We start from the raw sequence: 23,103 nt of genomic DNA on the forward strand, positions 1-23,103 counted from the left end.
CAGAATGTTACAGGTAATGACTACAAAACAGGGAACAGAACAATATGATCTGACGGCAAATATACAGTGGGATTAAAACGACAAAGGCTCTGTACACAAAAAATCCATCTGGAGTTACTGTCATTTGCGGGGGATTTTCTTCCAGTCTTACTCCGCAGCCGGTGATAATCATTATCATTTACAGTAAGTTCCTGTATTTATCTGTCAGTCCTTTTTCTTAATCCGCTTGAACCGGTTGTAGCTCCAGACCCACTGATCAGGATACTGGCGAATCAGTTGCTCGTAGCGGGTCATAATACGCTGCATATTATGCTGAAGGGTTTCTGGCCGGTTCTCTTTCGCTTCCATGTCAAAGGCTTCGAAATCAATATGATGCTGCCCTTTACCATCCCTCCAGCACCAGGAAATAATAACCTTCGCCCCCAGCATTGTTGCAAGGCTCAACCCACCGGAGGGAGCCTGGGTCTCCTGGCCAAAGAGAGTAACATCCACTTCCCTGGCGAACTGGTCCGAGTAAAAACAAACGATCTCACCGGCGCGTACCGCCTGCATAAGCTCAATCATACTGCGGGAATCGCCCCGACAGATATAGGGGATCTCAGCTGTCTGGTAGCACTGGTGAAGTAACGAAAAACTCTTGGGGACATTGGTCAGCACATGGGCCCTGTAGTTCTTCTTGCGCAGGGCCAGGGGAATGGCCTCCCAGCTGCCAAGGTGCAGGCTCATCAGGCAAACACCCTTCCCTGCATCTGTGGCTTCTCGTAAAAGCTGCTCGTTATGGACAATGGGATTGAGTTCGTTCAGCCACAGCAGATCAGCGCCGCTGAGAAGTGTCTTTTTATAACTGCTTAAAGCCAGGTTTCTCCGCCACTGTTCGGACTGTTCCGGATAGGCAAAGGCCAGACTTTTTGCCGAAAACTTCCGCCCTCGCTTATCCAGCCGCCATACAAGGGCCGCTAAGGTATTGAGCACAGGCGTGCGCCAGCAAGGCTTTATTTTAGGTACCAGTAAGGCGAACTGATGGGCCAGCCATTTTTTCAGGGCGGCCTTTTTTATAGCCGCAGCACTTGTTTTCCGGCTCATCAGGCTTCCGCGTTAGCTGCCCACTGGGAAAAACCGCCGAGGGTAACAAAAGTTTCTATATCAGCAGTTTCCATATTCAATGGCTTACCAATAAAACCTTCGATATGCACGATCAACTCAACAAAATCCATAGACTGGATATATTCCAGTAATGAGCTTTGCTCTGTAATTCCACTGGTATCTGCCCCTTTTTCCTGCAAAAAGGCAAGAATCGCTTTTTGAATATCAGACTGACTGGTGTGATTAGAATCCACGCTTTACTCCAAATCTAAAACGCAATAAAACTCAAATAGTGTGATAAAAAATATGGTTAAACCGCTGAAGAAGAACGGTTGCTCTGTACGTCGGCACTCATCTGCTGCAGGCAGCGAACATCAATTTTGCCATTGGTATTTCGTGGCAGTTCGTTCGACCAATAGACCCGGGCAGGCACCATGTAAGCTGGCAGGCTCTCGCCACACAGCCGTTTGATATCAATCTCTGAGTGAGCATCCCCATTATCTCCCCCCAGCCAAGCAACAATTCCGGTAGCCAGGCCGGTGTTTTCATCAATGGGCCAGGGTACCGCGACCGCCCAGAGGCAGGAGACTTTCTTCCTTAACGTACTGGCAATTTCATCCAGCTCAATACGGTAACCATTGACCTTCACCTGGAAGTCTTTACGACCGTGGATCAGCAGGTGTTGATCCTCCCGCTCTGACACAAGATCACCGGTACGGTACCAGCGTTGAGCTGATTTCCCCGGAATAGACAGTTCAACAAACTGCTCAACAGTTCGCTCCGGATCGTTCCAGTAACCCTGCGTGATCTGATTGCCAGCCAGGAGAAGTTCGCCCTTACCCCCCAGGGAAACCGACTTACCCTGGTCATCCACAATGGCCACTTCCTGATTGGGATAGGGCTTGCCGATGGGCAGATTGGGGCCGTTACAGTCGGCACTGTTCCACTCAAAGGCGGTAAAGTGAATTGTCCCTTCCGTAGGGCCATACATATTAAAAATACGACTGTTAGGGCATACTTCAGACCACTCCCTGGCCATATCCTGGGACAGTGGCTCACCACTGAAGACAGAGAAGGTTACGGATGGCAGAGAGTTCGGTGTCATCCTGCCAAAGCGTTTGATAAAGGTCAGCAGGGACGGCACTGACCCCCAGCGCGTCAGCTGGTGCTCCTGGGTAAAGGCCACCGGGCACAGTTGAGCTGACTCAGGGATAACATAAAGACAGGCACCGCTCTGCCAGCAGGTGAAGACATCATGCACTGAAACATCAAACGTCTGCTCGTAAATCTGGGTACAGCGGTCTTCAGGGCTCACTGGCCAGTTCTGCTGAAAATGTCGGAGATAGGCCAGAATATTGCCATGGGAAACAGCAATACCCTTTGGTTCCCCTGTTGTACCGGAGGTAAACAGAAGATAAGCATTATCTGTCTCACCCAGCTCTTCAGGCTGAGCCCAGAACGACGATGCACATTCTACATCCACAGCACACAGATACTTGTGCGTGGTATTTTGCTGACACCATTCCGGTACTGAGTCATGTTCTGGAAATATAACCAGCGCCCCGGCGGGCACTGAAGGAATCCATTCACGGGCCTGCTTTTCGCAACGCTTATCGATGCAGAATATTTTCACATCTGCCAGAGACGCTATTTTCCGGTTACGATCAACCGGGAATTTTGGCGTGAGCGGAACATAGGTTTTTCCAGCCAGGAGCGTGGCCAGCATACTGATGTAGGCCGAAGCGGAGCGATAACTGTAAATGGCGACATTGTCTTTGCCACAGTCGAAGGCATGCATGACCCCGGCCAGCTTTTGAGAAGATGTTAAAAGTGCGCTGTAGCTATAGACCTGCCCGTCAACCCAGAGTGCAGACCTGCCTGGAAATGTCTCTGCAGCCTCGGAAATATGACGACCGAGGTTCTTTCTTGGATAGTGAAGTTCATTCATTGAGGTTAATACTTGGCCTGTTGCATAGCACGTCATTTCGTCATTGTGACGATTCTCCAATGACTTTTGCAACCATCTTGAAGCGCAATACCTGCGAAGAAAATCAATAACTGAATTTTTTCTCCATAATTTCCTTATTCTACGGCTACCTGCCTGGTCACCAAGTGTCTTTTTGTAACCCGACCAAACCAGAAAAGCCCCGTTACCCCCGTTAAAAAATCGTACTCTCTCGGATAAATACGTTGAGCCAGGGTATTCAAGAGCCTGTTCAGCCATAGACGACGTCAATAAATGAAAACTGTTCTAACCTGTTGGGCTGTTTTAGGGAGGATGACAATGAAAACGGCCCAACCTTTTTTCCTGATCCTTGTACTATTCAGTATCGGCCTACCTGTTAAGGCCGGGAAAACCCATCTATTCCACAGCCTTCTATCCCCCCTGCTCTCCTGCCTGCCAGGAGACAGGAGCTGCAGTGTATCAGCTTCAGAAGACAGCCTGATGATCAATCATGGTGGAAAAACACAGATCATTCCAAAAAGCCATGTCTTCGGAGTAAAAAAGGATGCTCCTGACACCTTTGCACTTGATATTGTCCACACCCCGGAACAGCTGGACAGACACCCCACAAGAATTCCTGTCCATAACACAACGCTGTACTTTGAATCCTGGGCCAATAGAGATCAGGCGCTCAAGCTGCTGCAGTTCCAGGTATTCGGCAACGAAAATGGACTGGAAGATAAAAAACTACTGGTGATTATCAACCCTGTCAGCGGGACCGGTAACGCCGAAAAGATCTGGAGGGATGCTGGACAGTTACTGGAAAGTACGGGAATAAAGCTTGACCAATACATAACATCCAGGCCAAAGCAAGCCCTGGAAATCACTCAGTCTGCAGATTTCTCAGATTATGCCGGGGTAATAACTGTTGGCGGTGACGGCACTCTCCATGAAGTGATTAATGGCATGACCCAAAATGGTATGCGGCCTCCCCCTGTACCAGTTATGGCCATTCCCGCCGGTACGGGTAATGGCCTGACAGCTTCCCTCGGCATTCGCAACACCAGGCGTGCTGCCCTGGGGATTATCAGAGCCCTGAAGTCAGCCCCTCCCCCACCGTTAAAACTCAACCTGTTGACCTATGGGATTCACACACTGCATGCCGGGAACGTAGTTCTTAAGGAGTCCGGCCTCAGCTTTCTGGGGTTCCATACGGGCATTGTCTCAGATATAGACCTGCGCAGTGACTGGCTTCGAAAACTGGGCTCAGCCCGGATAATACTTTACGCCCTGAAAGAAACCGTTCAGAACCGCAGCCACTTTTTGCACCTGAGCGTCGAAGATCCAATGCACTCTATAAACCCGGGGCCTGCCTCTGCCACAGGCCCCCATAATGAATTTGTAGAAGAAGTTGATATGGATACAGATAAAACAATCTCCGTAGACGTGAATGATTTCAGTTTTCTGGTGCTTATGAATATTTCCCATGCTGCTGATGACTTTATTCTTGCCCCCGGAAAAACCCTGGATTCCCATAACATGCATGTCATTTATATCCCTAAATCTGAGGCTACACCTGGTGTAAGACTGGCAGCCCTGCTGAGCACCGGAAATGGCAGCTATATCAGCATGCCTGCGGTGAAAAGGCTGGTAAGCAATAAAAAAGTCACAATCGAAAATCGATCCCAGGGAGAGGACAGTGTACTTTTCAGTATTGATGGAGAACAAAAATATGGAGACCGATTCACCCTGAAAAACTGGGATCACCAGGTAGAGCTGCTTTATCACTGATTGTTCAATATCAGCCCCTTGTCTGAAAATACTATTGCTGAATTCATGGCAGGGGGCTGTTTATCATTAAACAGCCCTTGCTCCACCGTCGTCAGTCGCAGACAATGCCGTTCCGGATATTGAAGTCTAAGAAATAACAATAATGAACCTTGTTTTCCGCATACTGCTGCTGATGCTGTCCTGGTATCGCTCTCCTGCAACTCGCTTTGACGCAGCCCATATCACCCGCTTTCGGACCTGGCCCCACGACCTTCGCCTGAGGGATCACCTACCCAATCAGCGTTACTGCAACTTTATGGAATTGGGGAGGATGGCCATCTGGCACCGCAGTCGACTGGCTCGAAAGGGCCTGTATTCTGGTCGTCTGATTGCAGCCCAGGAACTGATTTACCTGAAGTCCATAGGCTATTTTCAACCTTTTGAAGTTCACTCCCGGATTGCGGGATGGGACAAAAAATATGTTTATTACCGGCAAGAGTTTTACTGCGGACAATCCCTGAAAGCTGTCGGGCTGGTAAAGGAAGCCTGCCTGAAGGCAGGAAAGATCGTATCTCCTAATAAGATACTTGGCCCATCTCCTGAATTGCCAGAGTTTATCCACCACTGGCAACAGAGCATAAAGGCCCTCAAAAATAACTGAACCCTTAGAAATCATCGTGGTCCGTTGATAAAGCCCTGGAAAACATAAACGTCGACGGCCCCATGAAAATCAAATGCGCCACAGGCGTCATTTGGCTGATCTTGTTAGGCGTTTATCGGGTTTGCATGAATTTACCGCACAACGCTATGAAGTCCGTACTTTACTTATGTCTCGCGTTAGCAAAAGTTTGAATCACACTCACGGCCGGTAATGATAAGTCGTGGCGGTAACGTCTCTGCCACCGTATAATCCCGGTTTTATCCAGACCCGGAACCTGCATGTCACAACCCCGTATCCACTGGCTGACCGATAACAATCAGCTAAGCCAGGCCGCTCAAGAGTGGCAGAACCTGACCTGGCTGACCCTGGACACGGAGTTTGTTCGTACCAGAACCTTCTGGCCGATTCCCGGTCTGATTCAGGTGGGCTACGGGGACGATGTCTGGCTGATTGACCCGGTCACCATTACCGACTGGGAACCCCTGCGTGCCCTTCTGACCAACCCCGGCATTACTAAAGTCATGCATGCCATGGGGGAAGACCTGGAACTGTTCCGCCACCTTCTGGGTGAGCTGCCGGTCGCCGTGTTCGACACCCAGATTGCTGCCGCCTATGCGGGGCTGGACTTCTCCATCGGTTACCAGCGACTTATCAGCACCCTGCTTGATATTACCGTCTCCAAGGGGGAAACCCGGTCCGACTGGCTGGTCAGACCGCTCACACCTTCACAGGTGCAGTATGCGGCGCTGGATGTATTTTATCTGGGCAAGGTCTACCCGCAACTACTGAAAGCCCTTGAAGACAAGGACTTTACCCAATGGCACCGGGAAGATTGCGAGCGCCAGATCGCCGCTGCCGCTGCCGATACCGATACTGATCCCGAACAGGCCTGGCAGGATGTCAAAATGGCCTGGCAGCTGAAGCCACAGCAGCTGGCGGTTTTAAAAGTGCTGTGCCACTGGCGGGAAACCCAGGCCCGGGCCAGGAACCTATCCCGCAATCGTCTGGCTCCAGCAAGTGCTTTGTGGGATCTGGCCCGCTTTCAGCCGGAATCCATGAATGACCTGCGCCGGATCAAGACCATGAAGCCCCAGACTATCCGTCAATCCGGTGAAGAGATTCTGCAGAATATTGCCCGTGGGAAAAAAGTCCCACCCTCCCAGTATCCAAAACCGCCGGCGGGGCCTCTGCCAAAGAAGGTACAGCCCTGTGTGGATGCGATTAAAAGCTTCTGCCGCCAGCGAGCTACCGAACTTGGGATAATGCCAGAGCTGGTGCCCGCCAAGGCCTGGACCGGAAAATTACTGCGGGGCTGGCTGGCCAACGATACGTTCACCATGCCACCGGGACTCTCCGGCTGGCGGGTAACTGAGGTTCTTGAGCCGTTGGTTAACCACCTCAATCAACTCGATTTCACGTCTGCCCAGAAATAATAAAATGTGCCGGGTGGCCGCCCAGCAGGATGTAGTGTTATGAAAATTGTCACCTCAGTTTACAAAACCGCCCGTAAAGAGGGGCTATATCTGTATATCAACAAACTGAAAGGGTTGGACAGCATTCCCGAACAGCTGCGTCAGCTGATGGGTGAACCAGAACATGTGATGGATTTCCTGCTGACCAAAGAGCGGACACTCGCCAATGCCGATACTGCGGAAGTGCTCAGCAGAATCCAGGAGCAGGGCTATTATCTGCAGATGCCGCCCCCGGACCAGAAGGATGATTACGCTATTAGCCTTCCCGAAGAGTTGCTGGGCTTTAACGATCCTCAATAATCTTCCGGTTTACCAGGCTCTGTAACATCAGGCTCTGTAACATTAGCCTCTGTAACATCAGAACCCGGATGATTACACTGTCCGGGTCTGAACTGTTTTAACCACTGCGAAAAGCGAATGACCCAAGATCAACCGGAAAAGCCTTTCTGGAAAAGCAAAACTCTGGACCAGATGACCCGCGATGAATGGGAATCCCTCTGTGATGGCTGTGCCCGCTGCTGCCTGCAGAAACTGGAAGATGAGGATACCGGCGAAGTTTATTACACCGAGCTGGTCTGCCATTACCTGAAAGATGATGAGTGCCGCTGCACCATCTATGAAAGCCGCAATAAGAAAGTTCCTAACTGCATCTGGCTGAAGCCGGAGCATGTGCCACAGTTTCACTGGCTGCCAGATACCTGTGCCTACCGGCTGATCTCCGAGGGGAAAGACCTGCCTGAGTGGCACCCCCTGGTTTCCGGTACAACTGAAACCGTTCACATGGCGGGTATTTCTGTGAAAGACCGGGTGATTCCCGATAACAGTATTCCGGAAGAAGACTGGGAAGAACACGTTATCCACTGGGTTAACTGACAGCTCAGCGCTGGCCGAAGGATTATTGCCTGAATCCAGCCCCACTCCAACACACTTGTTATATTTTCTTCCCCATTCGTTATCAACGAACCCCCAGCAAATCTGTCCTATCACAGCAAGGAAAGTCATATTACAGGCATTCATTAAATATAACTCTGGAGTAATGGTTCCCATGAAAACCTTAGATTTTTTCATCTCACGACTATTAATAAAGATAATAAAAAGTTCATTAATTCTTTTTACAGGATTTTTGCTATTACAAGCCAGATACACTTTCCCCATGGGAATGGATGCCTATTTCTGTGAAAACTGTACTGACAGCAAACCAGGCTATCAAATAAATGAAAATGAACAGGACAGAAATATTCAAAAGAGTCGAAAACATATATTGGATAGAATATTTACTTTCGAGCAGGGGTTAAATACATATCAACCTGAAGAGAGCGAAATTCCACCCAAAATCATTGGCAGTGGCTCAAGCACCCTGGGCTTGCAGATTCCCGGGCTCGAAAGGCGGCTGGTACGAAGGCTGCCAGGTTTTTATGATTACACCTCAGCAAAGCGGCATATCTCAATTATTAAACGTTTCAGGGAGCGCCTTCATCAGCTGGGTATATCTACGACAGACACTCAACTGATAGCCCTTGAAACCCATAATGGTTACGGTGTTGTCTATGTTATCCAGCCTTTTCTGAAAAAAGCACAGCTCGCCAAAACAGTACTGGAGGAGGGGAACATACGTTTAAAAGAACAGCTGCTGGAGAAACAGGTAAAGGTTGCCGAACAGCTGATTAACCATAACAACGCAAATCCGGAAAACCCTATCACTGTAGATATCGTTGGTAACAACTGGGAAATACACCCACTTGGCAATGATGATTTTGAAATCAGGCTGAACGATCTGGCGCAGCCCCTGTATAAAGAGCAGGGGCAACCCGTTTATCAGTGGTATGACCAGGCTCTTTCTGTGATCGCTCCTTTGCACCTGATTGCGCAGTCTGAAATGATTGAGGGAAACGGAAAGCTGTTCGATTCAAGAAATCTGCTCATGCAGGCGCTGTGGGGTTATGAAAATCCAGACCAAACAGAATATCCCCAGTGGGCACTGGATAAAGTTAACAGGTTACTGGAGAAAAAGAATCTGCCTCCACTTACCTCAGATGAAGTCCGTGAAGGTCTCCAATCCGATAAATTCTCCATAGCCTGCCTGCATAAATACAGACACCTGACTATGGAAACGAGGAATGTTCTGGAGTTACTGGGCTTCACCAGAAATCAGTATATGAACCCAGGTGACACACCTGTAGAAATGTATACGACAGAAGATCAGCCAGGCTATTTAGAGTGTTTATATAATGCTCTTACTCACTGAGCATATAAAATGATCACTGTACAGAGTGCAGGCCTCAATCACATATTACAGTCACCCTTGAGTCCACACTCTGCCTTTGGCCTTTGACCCGGGGCGCAGAACCGACAGGGATATTGGACAGGGGTACTGAACAGCTCCACTGTATGCCTCGCAGTTTCTTTAAGCACACCGCACCACTCGTTCTATCATTCCTGTCCTGTGCTATAAAACATCCGGCATCAGACAGGCAAGACCCACAGGCAAGACTATATTGGCTGTGCTGTGCTTCTTGCAACAGCTGCTTTCATTAATGAGGTATCAACATGAAAAAAGCTCTTTCACTCACTGTAACCAGCCTTCTTCTCGCCGCCTCTATCAGTAGCCCGACCATTGCTTCGACCGATGTCGCTGCCGAAAAAGCGGTTGGGGGATATGTTGGGTGTCATATCTGCAAGCTTGGTGTTGAGGCCATCAAGTTCGGCTCCAAACATTTCTCAGGGGATATAAAGAAAGTGGCAGATTATGCCTGTAAAAAGATAGGGGAACGATATGCCAACGATTGTGAAAAGATAACGCATTATGTAGAGAACATGTCACAAAGTGAAATCGCTTCTCTAGACCCCTCAAAAACCTGTACCACCCTCATGCTGTGCCCACACAGTGAGCCCCAGTATTTCTATTGATACCCTGGAATAAACCGTACCCATTAGCCCGGATATTTCATAAATTGCCCCGAAGATCGCGCCGGGGCTTGTGGCTCTAAGGTGTTTGGCGAAGAAGTGTCGTACCGGGGCGTACGGTCGACTGAGCCAAATCTCCTTAGAGTGACAAGGAACAAGCGAGATCGGGAGCATGTTTATGAAATATCCGGGTTAGGGCCTGTTGAGGTTCTAGCATTGGCTGTTCTTGCCTTGCCACATCAAGCGCAAAAGCAAGAGCAGCCAGCACATCTGATATTTTTACATGTGGACACTACCTGAGCCCGTGCTGCTTGAGCCTGTGATGTACCAGGTTGTTCTGCTGAAGATTACCCGGAATAACTAACGGGGAAAGGCCAGGCTGGCCCGGTTCACATGGGTTGCGGTAAAAGCTTTTAAATTTTTATAACTGTCCTGTTCTGAACAAGAGGCAACACCAAATATGAAACTTATCCCCCTGAACACTGTCAAAGCATGTGGATTTTGAAGACAGGGATAGCAAATAATGAATCATGTCACCTCTGGTATAAGAAAAACTGTCTTCTGGATACCGCAACCAGCCAAAACAGCACGAAAAATCTATTCTAAGACCTGCAGAGAAACACGCACTTTTATAGCAGCCATAAAGAATATTACTGACTCAACACCTACAGGTAAAAGAACAGGTAAAAGAACCTGTTATTTTATTGCTCAGGTATTCAGACATATTAAAAGTAACCCTGTAGTCTGCACTATGACAATCGGTTTCCTTGTTGGGTCGGCACTGAGCCTTGCAACGGTCACTGGAGCGGTTCCCGTTATCGCGTTCCTAACAAATGACGAATTATTAGGACTGATGTTTATCGGCGTATATTTACTGGCTAACGCCTCTTTGAACAGTTATTTGGGAGCTCAGATTGGTCATACTGTGGACAATGACCGGAAATCCTGTAAATCCAGCACTCATGCAGAAGCACCGGGCCATTCTGCACGAAAGAGTACATGGAACAAACGAAATCCATGTTCAATTATCGGAGGAGTTACGGGCTTTATCCTGGGACCCACGACTATTATTGGCGGTTTCACACTGGCAGACAGTATATCATCGGGCTATACATCCAGCTGGGCAGCCATTCAGCTTCCTAACTTATTCTTAATGGGGGCGATGGCATCATTAGCTGTCGGATTACATGCCAGGAGGCAGAATATCCCTGCATCCCAATATTCCCTGGATGATATTGTTTAACCAGGGTCTCACAAAAAAGGCCAGTCTGAATTACCCGACTGGCCTTCAAACAACCGCTACTCAAATCTCAGGCATTAGTCGCGACAAAATACTTCGGATCTTCAATCACATTCACTTCCACCAGAGAACCCGCTTTCTTCAGAAGCTGGCGGCAATCCGGACTGAGATGCAGCAGATGAAGGGTTTTACCAGCGTTCAGGTAACGTTCCGCCAATGTATCAATCGCTTCCAGGCCAGAGTGATCGCTCACACGGGAGTCAGCAAAATCAATCATCACATTGGGGTTATCATCCCGGGGCGTGAACTGCTCCAGAAACGCGCTGGTGCAGCCAAAGAACAGGGGGCCGTGAACCTTGTAAACAGTTGAACCTTCCCGGTCTTCCTGCTTTTCCACCCGGATATGCTTGGCATGTTCCCAGGCGAAAATCAGCGCGGAAACAATCACGCCAATCACCACCGCCATGGCCAGGTCAGTGAGTACTGTCACAACAGAGACTAGCACCAATACAAAGGCATCCCCTTTCGGCACCTTTCGGAGAATCCGGAAGCTACTCCACTCAAAGGTACCCAGCACCACGATAAACATAACGCCCACCAGCGCGGCCACGGGAATCATCTCAATCAAAGACGACGCGAACAGGATAAAGCACAGCAGGAACAGCGCTGCGGAAATACCGGACAAACGACCACGACCACCGGAATTCACATTAATCATACTCTGGCCGATCATGGCGCAACCGCCCATACCACCAAAGAAACCGGTCACCACATTAGCCATGCCCTGACCCATACACTCACGATTACTACTGCCGTGGGTCTCGGTGATCTCATCCACCATACGCAGGGTCAGCAGAGACTCAATCAGGCCAATGGCTGCCAGCACCAGGGAGTAAGGGAATATAATGGTCAGGGTTTCCCAGGTAAACGGCACCATGGGAATACTGAACTCCGGCAGGCCACCGGCAATACCGGCCACCTCACCTACGGAACGGGTATCCAGGCCAAAACCTATCACCAGAACCGTGACCACAATAATCGCCGCCAGGGAGGAAGGCACAGCGGTGGTCAGCCTGGGAAGGAAATGAATAATAGCCATGGTCAGCGCCACCAGCCCCAGCATGGTGTACAGGGAGCTGCCTTCCATCCAGGCCACGTCAATGACGCTGCCCTCAAAGGAAGTGCCCGCCAGCCAGCCGGCTTCACCGGATACCCCGAACTGGCCAAGCTGGGCCAGGAAAATAACAATGGCCAGACCATTTACAAAGCCCAGCATCACCGGATGGGGCACCATCCGGATAAACTTACCCAGCCGGAATATTCCCGCCAGAACCTGCAGAATCCCCATCAATATAACAGTGGCGAACAAATACTGAACACCATGGTCGGCCACCAGAGCCACCATCACCACAGCCAGGGCACCGGTAGCACCGGAAATCATCCCCGGACGGCCACCGATAGCTGCGGTAATCAGGCCCACCATAAAGGCCGCGTACAGGCCCACCAGAGGTTCAACCCCCGCGACAAACGCAAATGCCACAGCTTCGGGAACCAGTGCCAGCGCAACGGTCAGACCCGAGAGAAGGTCATTTTTAATACTGGATGCCTTACTGGCATGAAGATCAAACAAAAGAGAGCACTCCTGAATGCAGCCTCTGCCCATAACAGGGGGATTACGGAACAGGGCCAGATAATTATTAGCCACTTATCACAGTGTACGATCAGATTCGGCAAACCACCTCTCCCGGACCATCCTGCAAAACCGGCGGAGTATATAGGCAAGCCAGTCATCTGTTCAATTGCAGAAGAATGACATTTCCACTCCGCCGAATAAGCATGTTTCAGATCATTTGAAACAAATTGAAGCAACCATGGTCTACTCTGTAGGTTTAATTCACCATGGGGGACATATCCTATGGGGGACATATCATGAAGACACCCGCTCTGAAAGCCTTGGTACAGGCTGGCTCCTTTCTGGCCCTGGCTCTGGCCTCAGCACTCTGCCTGGCGGGCGATCCAGGCCAGGCCGAGGCCATGATGCATAAATACGTCAATGCCTATATGGGCAAAAATACCGAGGCGCTGGTGAAGCTGTTGCCCAAAAATGGTCGTATAGATTTCTGGGGTACAGGCGTGGATGAACATATCACTTCTGTGGCTGAGTTCCGGGAGGCCATGAAACGGGACTTCTCCCAGGCCACAACACGTATCCAGGTGAAAAACCTGCATACCTTTATAAAGGATGATGCCGGCGTAGTACTGGCCGAGTGGGATGTTCACTTTCAGCTGCCCAAATCTTCAGAATGGCAGAATATTCCCAGGGTCAGAACCACCCTCTATCTGGAGGAGGACAACGGCACCTGGTATATCCACCATGCCCACTGGTCGGTTCCCTTCAGCCAGCAGCCTGCGGGGCAATCCTTCCCTGCCGATCAATGATCTTCGGTTTCAGTGGCATCCTTCCCCAGGGTGCCTGCTCTTTCTCCATATCTTCAGTCATGCAGACAGGGGTTGGGGACTGAGACACGGTGAATTCTGTCATGGGAGGCAAAAAGTTTTTCCCAGTCTTCTAAATTTTTACTGACGTCCAAAGATTTCGTACCAGGAAGGCTGTATTTCTCCAGATTGGACAGCATAATATTGAGGTCTGAATCAATATGAATATTAAAGCCTTCTTTTTCCCCACCAAGGGCTGTGTCCCGGACACATTGACCGTCCATACAGCCCAGAGGCATGATATCTGTCACCTGATTCTGGCGCAGATAATCACCCAAAGTCTGGGTAATAACATCTGCAGGTGCCGTGACCTTTTCTGAATATTGAACCTCTCTTTCCTCGAAGGCATCCATAGTGCTTTTGAAAAATCGCCTGTAAACGAATTTCCTCTTCAGGGTTGAAGTAATTGCATCTATTGTTGGGCTGGCTTTGTCTCTGCCCATCACAGACAGAGTGGTGCTGACAAAGATAAGTCTGTCGTCTTCCGGAAGTCCCTCAAGGAAATGGATCTGCTGCTGCAGCACTTCTGCGGCTTCTTTTATATCAACACCAAGGAGTTCATTTTCCTGCATGTCGATCACCATAATGACAACTTTCTTGTTGTTGGCCAGCAAATCTTTTATATATGACAAGGACATTTCAAAATTTGCAGAGGCAGGAGCCATAAACAGCGCACAGAATATGAGCATACTCAGAGTTTTCATGGTTCAGCTTCAAAGCAAAGAAATGATTACCATAGTAAAACCGTCCAACTCCGACAATAAACGTCAACATACTGCTATGGAGCTGTATGTGCCAACACTGGATGATTCTGGCTAACCCTACAAACAATACCCTGCCTGCCGCTTTCCTGATGTTCTGCTTTACCGGTACCGGCAGCGGGGAAAACCAGGCAATAATAATGCCTTTTGGATTATACCCTTTATGTCTGATATACCTGACAACGTTCACACGGTGATTCAAGCTCTTGGATCTTTCCAGCAGAACTGGCTGCAACAGTACCAGAACACTCACAACAGCCTGCCACAGACCAGGCATGACGACAGCTGGCCTTCCCCCTGCGAACAGGGGGAATCTGATGCAGACGGCAGGGTGAGCTGGAAACCAGTGTCCTGTCCGGATCAACTCGACTTTGCTAATGTAGAAAAGGCCCTTGAAATGGAGCTCCACGGGGATTTCAAAAGCTATTTCACCGGTTTTTACAGCAACAACCTGCCGGCCATCAGCGCAGGGGACAATCTGGAACTGCTGCAGGTATGGAATCTGCAGGACTTTGAACGCCTGCAGGAAAACCTGATCGGCCATATTATGATGAAGCGGAAACGTCGCCAGCCGGAAACTCTTTTCTTCGCGGTAACAGACGATGATGAGACTATTCTTTCGGTCCAGAATGAGACTGGAGAAGTCTGGGTCGAACGGGTCGGACAGAAACCCCACCACCGTATAGCCGCGAGCCTGGCAGAATTTATCGACAGCCTGCGGCCAAATACAGATATGCCATAAATTCCTGCCTGTAATGCCGATCAATATGGACTATCTTTTCCAATCACAGGTGAGGAACAGCTATAATGGCCAGATTTTGAATCTGACCAGATTGCGGCTCTGTCCGCGATACAAGTGAAATAACCATGAAAATCTGCAGTGTTGATATTCAGGGCAGTGAAGCCCTGCTCTGCCTTATATCCCTGAACGACGGCATGATAAGCGTCCATGACTGCCGCCAAATCCGTATTCCCCTGTTGAACGGTGCGGACACCACCAGGATGCGGGCTTTCCAGAATATTTTCCGTAAATTGCTGGAAGATTATAAGGTGAACACTGTCGTTATTCGTGAGCGGCTGAAAAAAGGCAAGTTCGCCGGTGGCCCCGACAGTTTCAAGATTGAAACTGCCATCCAACTGATTGACGGTATCTGTGTTGAGCTGATGTCAGCCTCCGCCGCAAAGGAACAGCTCAAGCATACCCCCCTGCTGCTTGACGCCCGGGACGCCGGCCTGAAAAAATTCCAGGAGCAGGCTTTCCAGACCGGGTTTGCCTGGCTGAACAGTAAAAACAGAAAACCGGAAAACTAAACGAACCACGTTCGTAAGCCCCCTCCATGGAAGGGGGCGATGAGCCGACACGGGAGATAACCTTTTGGGCTTCGGAGTGAACCAGCTCTTTGTGCTTCGCCAGTCATGCGTCTGGATCTGACTTCTTTATCATAATGGCCACAGGGGAATAGTCGTGTCTGGTAAGGACACTCATTTCGGTATTGTTCTGTGTAGACAGGCGCTCTTTTTCTTCGGCTTTTTGGGGAGGGGGGCAGATCAGATTCCCACGCCTACCGTACCATCAAACCGGATATTGCTCCGGTTTTCGCTCTCAAGAACACGGTTCCAGTTACTTTCAGCCTCTTTTATTTTGTCGGGTACATTTGCGCAGTTATAAACAGCGCCTTTATAGTGTATTTCATAACCTCCTTCTCTATTGCTTAAGAGAAAATTATCCTCGGGTAATATCCGGAGTACTGGCGCTGCATAGTATTTACCGGTGTTATCTATCATTTTCTTAAACAGCCCACATCGAAGATCCATTTCATTGTCTGCGATCATATTGCACTCAACGATTTTAAAGGTCTCTGGGTCCCTGGCGAGGGTTACCCAGGTATCTAAACCGCCGGGTTCGCAAACGGGTAGCACATAACCGGTTGAATAGGTGAGAACGTAGGGCATTTGGCCGCAGGCATCTTCATCAAATGCGGCACGCAGGTCGACCGGAAGAAGTGCCAGCAGGGCTGCCGGAAGGGCTTTAATCAGGGGAGACATAACTAACTACTAACTCAGGATACGGAAGTGTATCCTGAGTTAAGCAGAGATCGGAATATTGGCAAGAGTGGAAAAAGGTGTTTATAACCCCCGCTGCCATTCCTGGCGCAGGGGAATCTCGCCTGGCCGGTTGATGGCGGTTTTGACTTTATTAAGCAGCTGTAGTTTATCCCGCCCGAGAATGCCCTTCAGAACCAGGTAGTTGGAGGCATGGTCACTGCGGAATACTGTTTTCTCCAGTTCCAGGTTTTCCAGAAGAATCTCCATTTCCCGAAATAAATCCATCTGTTGCAGAGGTTCAAATTCCCCCTGGAAGTTTTCCCGGAAATGTTCTTCGCCGGCCGGGAAGCTCACTACCAGGGTGGACAGATACTCCGGCTGGGATTCGTTCATCAGCCGTGCGGAGTTCAGTGCATGCTGTTCCAGGTATTTGGTACCACCCAGGCCGTTAAGAATCATTACCGAGCTTTTCATGCCCGCCGCACGGATTTTCTGCAGGGCCACCAGAGAGGTTTCGTAGGTTTCCCCTTTCTTGATACGCTCCAGCACCAGGTTGTCACCGGATTCGCAGCCCACATACATCAGGTTCAGGCCCATCTCCCGCAGCTCTGCCAGTTCTTCCACGGTTTTGTTATTCAAATTCCGGGGCAGGCAGTAGGAGGATATACGCTGAATACCGGGCAGGTAACGATTCACCGTTTCGACAATTTCTTTTAGACGGCGGAAAGAGAGGGTCATAACATCACCATCGGCCAGGAATACCCGTCTTACCGGCATACCGGTGGCAATAATAGTTTGCAGCTCCTTTTCAATTTCGGCAATGGGCTTTGGACGGAATTTCTTCTGGGGCAGGGTGTACATTTCGCAGAACGTACATTTATTCCAGGAGCAGCCATTGGTCACCTGCAAAATCAGGGACTGCCATTCACTGGGCGGACGGAACACCGGCTCTATATAGTCAAGGTCGTACATCAGAACTGATTTTTTGTGTTTACTATAGTGGCTATTGTCGCCGGAAAAGCGAAGGTCGTCATCTGCATAAAGAGGAATCTCCCTCGCAATACTGCGCCACTTTTTGCAGTGTCAGCTGAATATCTTCTGCAAGCGCTTCTTTTTCTTCCCGGTAATACTCAAGAATATCCCGCTTCATAGGTCGTGCCCAAAACCGGATAATATGACCGGCAATTTTCTCGGCATTCTTCTCCGGGCTGCCATGGTGTCGGTTATTATCGACAATCTGTTGCATCATGGTGACCAAGCGCTCGCGCTGTGTCGTATAAATCATGGTAAATCCCTGATGAACCACGGATGTTAATTATATCGCTCATCCAAATTCCGGAGTAACAGGTCTGTCAGACTGTTACCCGGTTTTTATTGTTGCTCAACGAATTGGCTCGCTGACCTTGTTCTTTGAGGTTTTCAGGAAGCCTTCCTGTTGCTGGTTAAATTCCTGGTAACGCTGCTGCCAGTTGGAAGGCTGCTGAACCTTTTCCACCTGTACGGCAGTGACCTTGTATTCCGGGCAGTTGGTGGCCCAGTCGGAGTTATCGGTAGTAATTACATTGGCACCACTGCCCGGATGGTGGAAGGTGGTATAGACAATTCCCGGCTGCATGCGGTCGCTGACCCTGGCTCGCATCACCGTATCACCAGCCCGGCTGCTGATACCCAGCCAGTCGCCATTCTTAATACCCCGATCCTCAGCATCCACAGTATGGAGCTCCAGCACATCCTCATCATGCCAGACCTGGTTATCGGTACGGCGGGTCTGGGCACCGACATTGTACTGGCTGAGAATCCGGCCGGTGGTGAGCAGCAACGGGAACTTGCGGGTGCTGCGTTCTTCGGTGGGTACATACTCAGTAATAGCCAGCTGGCCTTTGCCAATGGGGAATTCTTCGGTATGCATGGTGGGCATACCTTCCGGGTTCTCGTCATTACAGGGCCACTGGATGCTGCCAAGTTGTTCCAGCTTGTCGTAGCTGACTCCGGTAAATGACGGTGTCAGGCTGGCGATCTCATCCATAATTTCCGATGGATGGCTGTAATTCATCGGATAACCCAGGGCGGTGGAGAGTTCCTGGGTCACTTCCCAGTCCTCTTTGCCGGCAATTGCAGGCATAACCTTACGCACCCGGTTTATACGACGTTCGGCATTGGTAAAGGTGCCGTTCTTTTCCAGGAAAGAAGAACCCGGCAGCAGCACATGGGCGTACTTTGCCGTTTCGTTCAGGAAAATATCCTGCACAATCAGGCATTCCAGGGATTCCAGGGCCGCCTGCACATGCTGGGTATTAGGGTCGGACTGGGCAATATCTTCACCCTGCACATACATGGCTTTAAAGGTGCCTTCAATGGCGGCATCGAACATATTGGGAATACGCAGGCCGGGTTCATTATCCAGGGTGACATTCCAGCTCTGTTCAAACCGTGCACGAATGGTGTTGTCAGCCACAGGCTGGTAGCCGGGTAATTCATGGGGGAAAGAACCCATATCACAGGAACCCTGCACATTGTTCTGGCCCCGCAGCGGGTTTACGCCCACACCTTCCCTGCCAATATTGCCGGTAATCATCGCCAGATTGGCAATGCCCATCACAGTGCTGGAACCCTGACTGTGTTCGGTCACGCCAAGTCCATAGTAAATCGCGCCATTGCCCGCAGTGGCATAGAGCCGGGCCGCTTTGCGCACAGCTTCTGCGGATACGCCGGTAATAGCTTCGTTATGCTCTGGTGCGTTTTTCTCTTCCAGAATAAATGTGCGCCACTTGTTCAGGGCTTCGGTATCGCAGCGTTCGGCAATAAAGGCGGTATCTTCCAGCCCCTCAGAAATAATCACATGGGCCAGGGAGTTGATCAGGGCAACATTGGTGCCCGGACGAACCGGCAGGTGATGACCCTCTTTCATATGAGGTGTTTTCAGCAGATCAATATCCCGAGGGTCGGCGACGATCAGGGAAGCACCCTGACGCAGACGACGGCGGAGCAGTGAGCCAAATACCGGGTGGGCATCGGTGGGGTTGGCACCAATAACAATTACTACATCGGCTTGCATCACCGAGTTAAAGGTCTGGGTGCCGGCGGATTCCCCCAGGGTGGTTTTCAGGCCGTAGCCGGTGGGGGAATGGCAGACCCGGGCACAGGTATCGGTGTTGTTGTTGCCGAATGCCGCCCGAATCAGTTTCTGTACCAGATAGACTTCCTCATTCGTACAACGGGATGAGGTAATACCGCCCACACTTTCCCGGCCATATCTGGCCTGAATGCCTTTGATCTTGTCTGCGGCAAACTGAATGGCTTCTTCCCAGGACACTGTGCGCCAGGGCTGGTCGATAGAATCCCGGATTTTCGGTTCTTTAATACGGTCTTTATGGGTGGCATAGCCAAAGGCAAAACGGCCTTTGACGCAGGAGTGCCCCTGGTTGGCTTCACCGCCTTTGTAAGGCACCATGCGGATCAACTGGTCGCCCTTCATTTCGGCCTTGAATGAACAACCCACACCGCAGTAAGCGCAGGTGGTGACCACAGAATGTTCCGGCTGTCCCTGTTCAATGACGCTCTTTTCCATCAGCGTGGACGTAGGGCATGCCTGGACACAGGCGCCACAGGAAACACAGTCGGAATCCAGAAACTGTTCGCTCTGTCCGGCAGCCACTTTGGAATCAAAGCCCCGCCCTTCAATGGTCAGGGCAAAGGTGCCCTGCACTTCTTCGCAGGCCCGTACGCAGCGGGAACAGACAATGCACTTGGATGGATCAAAGGTGAAGTAGGGGTTGGACTCATCTTTTTTTGCATCCAGATGGTTCTCACCCTGAAAGCCATAACGCACATCCCGCAAACCCACAGCTCCGGCCATATCCTGCAACTCGCAGTCACCATTGCTGGGGCAGGTGAGGCAGTCCAGGGGGTGGTCGGAGATATACAGCTCCATAATATTGCGGCGCAATTTGGCGATAGCGACATTCTGGGTGGTGACCTTCATACCGTTTTCCGCCGGTGTGGTGCAGGAAGCAGGCAGGCCACGACGGCCTTCCACCTGAACCGCACACAAACGACAGGAACCAAAGGACTCCAGATTGTCGGTGGCGCAGAGTCTGGGAATATTAATATTGTTCAGGGCTGCGGCGCGCATCACCGAAGTGCCTTCCGGCACGGTCACTTCCACGCCATCAATTTCCAAAGTCACCATAACGTCGGAATGGACAACCGGCGTACCGTAATCTTTCAGGGCATCGGTTTTCGGATCGAAATACTCAAGCATGGGCAATCTCTCCTGATGTGAGAGAGTCAGTACTGCTCTCATCCTTGTTATTTTTCTTGTTGCTCTTGTTTTTGAAATCTTCAGGGAAGTGTTTGGTGGCACTGCGTACCGGGAAAGGGGTCATACCGCCCATGGCGCACAGGGAACCCAGTTCCATGGTGTCGCACAGATCATCCAGCAGCTCCAGGTTGGCGTCTGGATTGTCGCCATTGCGGATACGGTCAATCACTTCCACACCCCGGGTGGAACCAATACGACAGGGAGTGCACTTGCCGCAGGACTCTTCCACGCAGAACTCCATGGAGAAACGGGCCTGTTCCGACATATCAACCGTGTCGTCAAATACCACCACACCACCATGGCCGAGCACTGCGCCAACACTGGCAAAGGCTTCGTAATCCAGGGGCAGGTCCCACTGGGATTCTGGCAGATAAGCGCCCAGGGGGCCGCCGACCTGAATGGCCCGCATCGGTCTGCCGGACGCCGTGCCCTGGCCAAAATCTTCAATAAGTTCCCGCAGGGTATGGCCAAAGGGAAGTTCAATCAGCCCGCCCTGTTGAATATTGCCCGCCAGCTGGAAAGGCAGGGTGCCTTTGGAACGGTTCACACCATATTCGCTGTAGGCCTGGCCGCCATCGGCCATAATCGAGGGCACGGCGGCAAGGCTGAGGACATTGTTGACCACTGTCGGACATCCAAACAGCCCTTCCAATGCCGGAAGAGGCGGTTTGGCCCGTACCAGCCCGCGTTTGCCTTCCAGACTTTCCAGCAGGGAGGTTTCTTCACCGCAGATATAAGCACCGGCACCCAGCCGTACTTGCAGATGGAAGTTCTTGCCGCTGCCAAGAATATTTGCACCCAGGTAATTGGCCTGTTCCGCTTTGGTAATGGCTTCCTGAAGAATATCGAAAGAGAGCTGGTACTCGGAGCGCACATAGATATAACCCTGTTCTGCTCCCACCGCCAGACCGGCAATGGTCATGCCTTCAATCAGCATATACGGGTCGCCTTCCATCACCAGACGGTCGGCAAAGGTGCCAGAGTCACCTTCATCGGCATTGCAGACAATATATTTGGGTGTAGCAGGCGCATCGTGAACGGTCTGCCACTTGATTGCAGTAGGGAAGGCTGCGCCACCACGACCTCGCAGGCCGGAGGTTTTCACTTCATCAATAATCTGCTGACTATCGACTTTCAGCGCCGCCTGCAGCCCGGCAAAACCATTATGTTGTACATAGTCTTCGACAGAGACCGGGTCGGTAATGCCGAGGCGGGAAAAGGTGACCCGTATCTGTTTTTTCAGATAAGGGATTTCTTCGGTCAGCCCCAGAAATAACGGATGCTGGTCGTAGGCTCCTGCAGCAATACTCTCTGCCAGTGACGGAGTATCTTCTGGATTCACCGGTCCAAAGGCCACCCGCCCCTGCTCTGTTTCCAGCTCCACCAAAGGTTCCAGCCAGAACAGACCCCGGGAGCTGTTGCGAATAAGATTCAGAGGTACATTCTTTTCTGAGAACTGTGCTGCGAGACTGTCAGCCACAGTACCAGCCCCAAGAGAGAGGGAGGTGGTATCTCTCGGTACAAAAAGGGTGGTCTGGCTCATTGCAGCTCCAGGGTCTTGGTGGTCAGTTGATTGACCAGACCATCAAAGCGTTCCGGTGTGACACGGCCGACAACATCGTCATTGACCTGAATATTGGGTCCGCAGGCACAGTTACCGAGACAGTAAACGGCATCCAGGCTGAACTCCTGGTCGAGCGTCGTCTGATGATAGTCGATACCCAGTGACTCCTTCACATGCTTTTCCAGGGTTCTTGAGCCCCGGGCCTGGCAGGCTTCCGCGCGGCAGACCTGTATTCTGTTATTGCCGGGTGGTGATGTACGGAAATGGTGGTAAAAGCTGATAACGCCGTGGATTTCGGCTTTGGTCTGTTGCAGTGCCGGCGCGATCAGTTCGGCGGCACCAGAAGGGATATAGCCCAGCTTCCCTTGAATGGCATGAAGGATAGGAAGCAGGCTGCCTGGTTGATCTTTGTATTGCTCAAGAGCAGCGTTCACGGTAGAAAATGCTGCTTCGGTCATGCCTGTCATCAGATAAAAGCCTTTCATTGTTCTTATTTGGGTGAAATGTTCTGATGTGCGCTGGTGTCTGGGTGGGCGGGTTATCAGCGGTTAAATAACCCCGTCCATCGGCGGCTCATGGTAACTGTATTGGCTCTTTCTGTACAGAAATGTGCATTTGTGTTTGCATGGAAATTTTCATAATTATTGCGAATAAGAATATAGTGAAATCAGGGCCTCAAGTGCCGAAAAGGCAACCATACTTGCACTTCCTTGTGACATGAAAATAAAGAGCTTCTTATGATTTCCTTTTCCCGTATAGCGGTTTTCGTCTGGATGCCAATCCTAACTGGCGCACTCAGCATAGCTACAGCATCGGATAGTATTGATGCAAGTATAAATC

The 23,103-nt window shown here is 50.5% G+C and carries 23 protein-coding genes; 12 read left to right on the top strand and 11 right to left on the bottom strand.

The window, feature by feature from the left end; all coding sequences use genetic code 11:
• Positions 1-204: 204 nt before the first annotated feature.
• The 3 genes from ACY2RQ_RS00730 to ACY2RQ_RS00740 are packed head-to-tail and all read right to left on the bottom strand — an operon-like array spanning position 205 to position 3,031.
• Positions 205-1,083 (bottom strand): lysophospholipid acyltransferase family protein, encoded by an 879-nt coding sequence (locus tag ACY2RQ_RS00730; RefSeq protein WP_490111029.1) that lies wholly within the window; start codon positions 1,081-1,083, stop codon positions 205-207.
• The gene (locus ACY2RQ_RS00735) at positions 1,083-1,337 is read right to left on the bottom strand and encodes a hypothetical protein (protein WP_490111030.1); all 255 of its coding nucleotides are present in this window, start codon (positions 1,335-1,337) and stop codon (positions 1,083-1,085) included. Before ACY2RQ_RS00735 ends, ACY2RQ_RS00730 begins: the two co-directional genes overlap by 1 nt.
• A gap of 56 nt (positions 1,338-1,393) precedes the next feature.
• Positions 1,394-3,031, bottom strand: coding sequence for an amino acid adenylation domain-containing protein (locus ACY2RQ_RS00740; protein WP_490111031.1), 1,638 nt, complete (start codon positions 3,029-3,031; stop codon positions 1,394-1,396).
• Positions 3,032-3,367: 336 nt separating this feature from the next.
• Here ACY2RQ_RS00740 and ACY2RQ_RS00745 point away from each other — a divergent pair, with 336 nt between their 5' ends.
• From ACY2RQ_RS00745 to ACY2RQ_RS00780, 8 genes are all read left to right on the top strand, one after another.
• On the top strand, positions 3,368-4,819 hold the full coding sequence (locus ACY2RQ_RS00745; RefSeq protein ID WP_490111032.1) for a diacylglycerol/lipid kinase family protein: 1,452 nt from the start codon (positions 3,368-3,370) through the stop codon (positions 4,817-4,819).
• Positions 4,820-4,961: 142 nt separating this feature from the next.
• Positions 4,962-5,459 (top strand): acyl-CoA thioesterase, encoded by a 498-nt coding sequence (locus ACY2RQ_RS00750; protein ID WP_490111033.1) that lies wholly within the window; start codon positions 4,962-4,964, stop codon positions 5,457-5,459.
• Between the two features lie 278 nt (positions 5,460-5,737).
• Positions 5,738-6,892: a ribonuclease D gene (gene rnd, locus ACY2RQ_RS00755; protein ID WP_490111034.1), complete on the top strand. Its 1,155-nt coding sequence runs from the start codon at positions 5,738-5,740 to the stop codon at positions 6,890-6,892.
• A 39-nt stretch (positions 6,893-6,931) separates the two neighbouring features.
• Positions 6,932-7,231, top strand: a complete 300-nt coding sequence (locus ACY2RQ_RS00760) for a YcgL domain-containing protein (protein ID WP_490111035.1) — start codon at positions 6,932-6,934, stop codon at positions 7,229-7,231.
• 117 nt (positions 7,232-7,348) lie between these two features.
• Positions 7,349-7,804, top strand: a complete 456-nt coding sequence (locus ACY2RQ_RS00765) for a YcgN family cysteine cluster protein (protein WP_490111036.1) — start codon at positions 7,349-7,351, stop codon at positions 7,802-7,804.
• Between the two features lie 388 nt (positions 7,805-8,192).
• Entirely contained in the window at positions 8,193-9,176 is a 984-nt protein-coding gene (locus ACY2RQ_RS00770) for a hypothetical protein (RefSeq protein WP_490111037.1), read from the top strand.
• A 302-nt stretch (positions 9,177-9,478) separates the two neighbouring features.
• The gene (locus ACY2RQ_RS00775; RefSeq protein ID WP_490111038.1) at positions 9,479-9,838 is read left to right on the top strand and encodes a saposin domain-containing protein; all 360 of its coding nucleotides are present in this window, start codon (positions 9,479-9,481) and stop codon (positions 9,836-9,838) included.
• A gap of 520 nt (positions 9,839-10,358) precedes the next feature.
• A complete protein-coding gene (locus tag ACY2RQ_RS00780; RefSeq protein WP_490111039.1) occupies positions 10,359-11,078 on the top strand; it encodes a hypothetical protein in 720 nt (239 codons plus the stop codon).
• A gap of 67 nt (positions 11,079-11,145) precedes the next feature.
• Here the strand turns inward: ACY2RQ_RS00780 and ACY2RQ_RS00785 are convergent, their stop codons facing one another.
• Positions 11,146-12,780, bottom strand: coding sequence for a SulP family inorganic anion transporter (locus ACY2RQ_RS00785; RefSeq protein ID WP_490111040.1), 1,635 nt, complete (start codon positions 12,778-12,780; stop codon positions 11,146-11,148).
• A 224-nt stretch (positions 12,781-13,004) separates the two neighbouring features.
• On the opposite strand from ACY2RQ_RS00785, the gene ACY2RQ_RS00790 reads away from it, so the two are divergent.
• A complete protein-coding gene (locus ACY2RQ_RS00790) occupies positions 13,005-13,514 on the top strand; it encodes a nuclear transport factor 2 family protein (protein WP_490111041.1) in 510 nt (169 codons plus the stop codon).
• A gap of 53 nt (positions 13,515-13,567) precedes the next feature.
• Here ACY2RQ_RS00790 and ACY2RQ_RS00795 read toward each other — a convergent pair whose 3' ends face one another.
• Positions 13,568-14,209 (bottom strand): hypothetical protein, encoded by a 642-nt coding sequence (locus tag ACY2RQ_RS00795; protein WP_490111042.1) that lies wholly within the window; start codon positions 14,207-14,209, stop codon positions 13,568-13,570.
• A gap of 43 nt (positions 14,210-14,252) precedes the next feature.
• Between ACY2RQ_RS00795 and ACY2RQ_RS00800 the strand changes: the two genes are divergently transcribed.
• From ACY2RQ_RS00800 to ACY2RQ_RS00810, 3 genes are all read left to right on the top strand, one after another.
• On the top strand, positions 14,253-14,390 hold the full coding sequence (locus tag ACY2RQ_RS00800) for a hypothetical protein (RefSeq protein ID WP_490111043.1): 138 nt from the start codon (positions 14,253-14,255) through the stop codon (positions 14,388-14,390).
• A 105-nt stretch (positions 14,391-14,495) separates the two neighbouring features.
• On the top strand, positions 14,496-15,074 hold the full coding sequence (syd, locus tag ACY2RQ_RS00805; protein ID WP_490111044.1) for a SecY-interacting protein: 579 nt from the start codon (positions 14,496-14,498) through the stop codon (positions 15,072-15,074).
• Positions 15,075-15,199: 125 nt separating this feature from the next.
• Positions 15,200-15,643 carry a DUF3010 family protein gene (locus ACY2RQ_RS00810; RefSeq protein ID WP_490111045.1) on the top strand — a complete coding sequence of 148 codons (444 nt, stop codon included), beginning with the start codon at positions 15,200-15,202 and terminating at the stop codon, positions 15,641-15,643.
• 237 nt (positions 15,644-15,880) lie between these two features.
• Here the strand turns inward: ACY2RQ_RS00810 and ACY2RQ_RS00815 are convergent, their stop codons facing one another.
• The 6 genes from ACY2RQ_RS00815 to ACY2RQ_RS00840 all read right to left on the bottom strand — a co-directional run bounded on the left by ACY2RQ_RS00815 (position 15,881) and on the right by ACY2RQ_RS00840 (position 22,730).
• Complete coding sequence (locus tag ACY2RQ_RS00815) at positions 15,881-16,378, bottom strand: hypothetical protein (protein ID WP_490111046.1); 498 nt, start codon at positions 16,376-16,378, stop codon at positions 15,881-15,883.
• Positions 16,379-16,459: 81 nt separating this feature from the next.
• The gene (locus ACY2RQ_RS00820; RefSeq protein WP_490111047.1) at positions 16,460-17,350 is read right to left on the bottom strand and encodes a radical SAM protein; all 891 of its coding nucleotides are present in this window, start codon (positions 17,348-17,350) and stop codon (positions 16,460-16,462) included.
• A gap of 58 nt (positions 17,351-17,408) precedes the next feature.
• On the bottom strand, positions 17,409-17,663 hold the full coding sequence (locus ACY2RQ_RS00825; protein ID WP_490111048.1) for a formate dehydrogenase subunit delta: 255 nt from the start codon (positions 17,661-17,663) through the stop codon (positions 17,409-17,411).
• A 96-nt stretch (positions 17,664-17,759) separates the two neighbouring features.
• Positions 17,760-20,639, bottom strand: a complete 2,880-nt coding sequence (gene fdhF, locus ACY2RQ_RS00830; RefSeq protein ID WP_490111049.1) for a formate dehydrogenase subunit alpha — start codon at positions 20,637-20,639, stop codon at positions 17,760-17,762.
• Positions 20,632-22,242 (bottom strand): formate dehydrogenase beta subunit, encoded by a 1,611-nt coding sequence (locus tag ACY2RQ_RS00835; RefSeq protein WP_490111050.1) that lies wholly within the window; start codon positions 22,240-22,242, stop codon positions 20,632-20,634. The genes fdhF and ACY2RQ_RS00835 overlap by 8 nt, the downstream gene beginning before the upstream one ends.
• A complete protein-coding gene (locus ACY2RQ_RS00840; protein WP_490111051.1) occupies positions 22,239-22,730 on the bottom strand; it encodes a formate dehydrogenase subunit gamma in 492 nt (163 codons plus the stop codon). Before ACY2RQ_RS00840 ends, ACY2RQ_RS00835 begins: the two co-directional genes overlap by 4 nt.
• Between the last annotated feature and the right edge of the window lie 373 nt (positions 22,731-23,103).

The sequence above is a fragment of the Parendozoicomonas sp. 209JJ7-1 genome, from assembly GCF_058147085.1.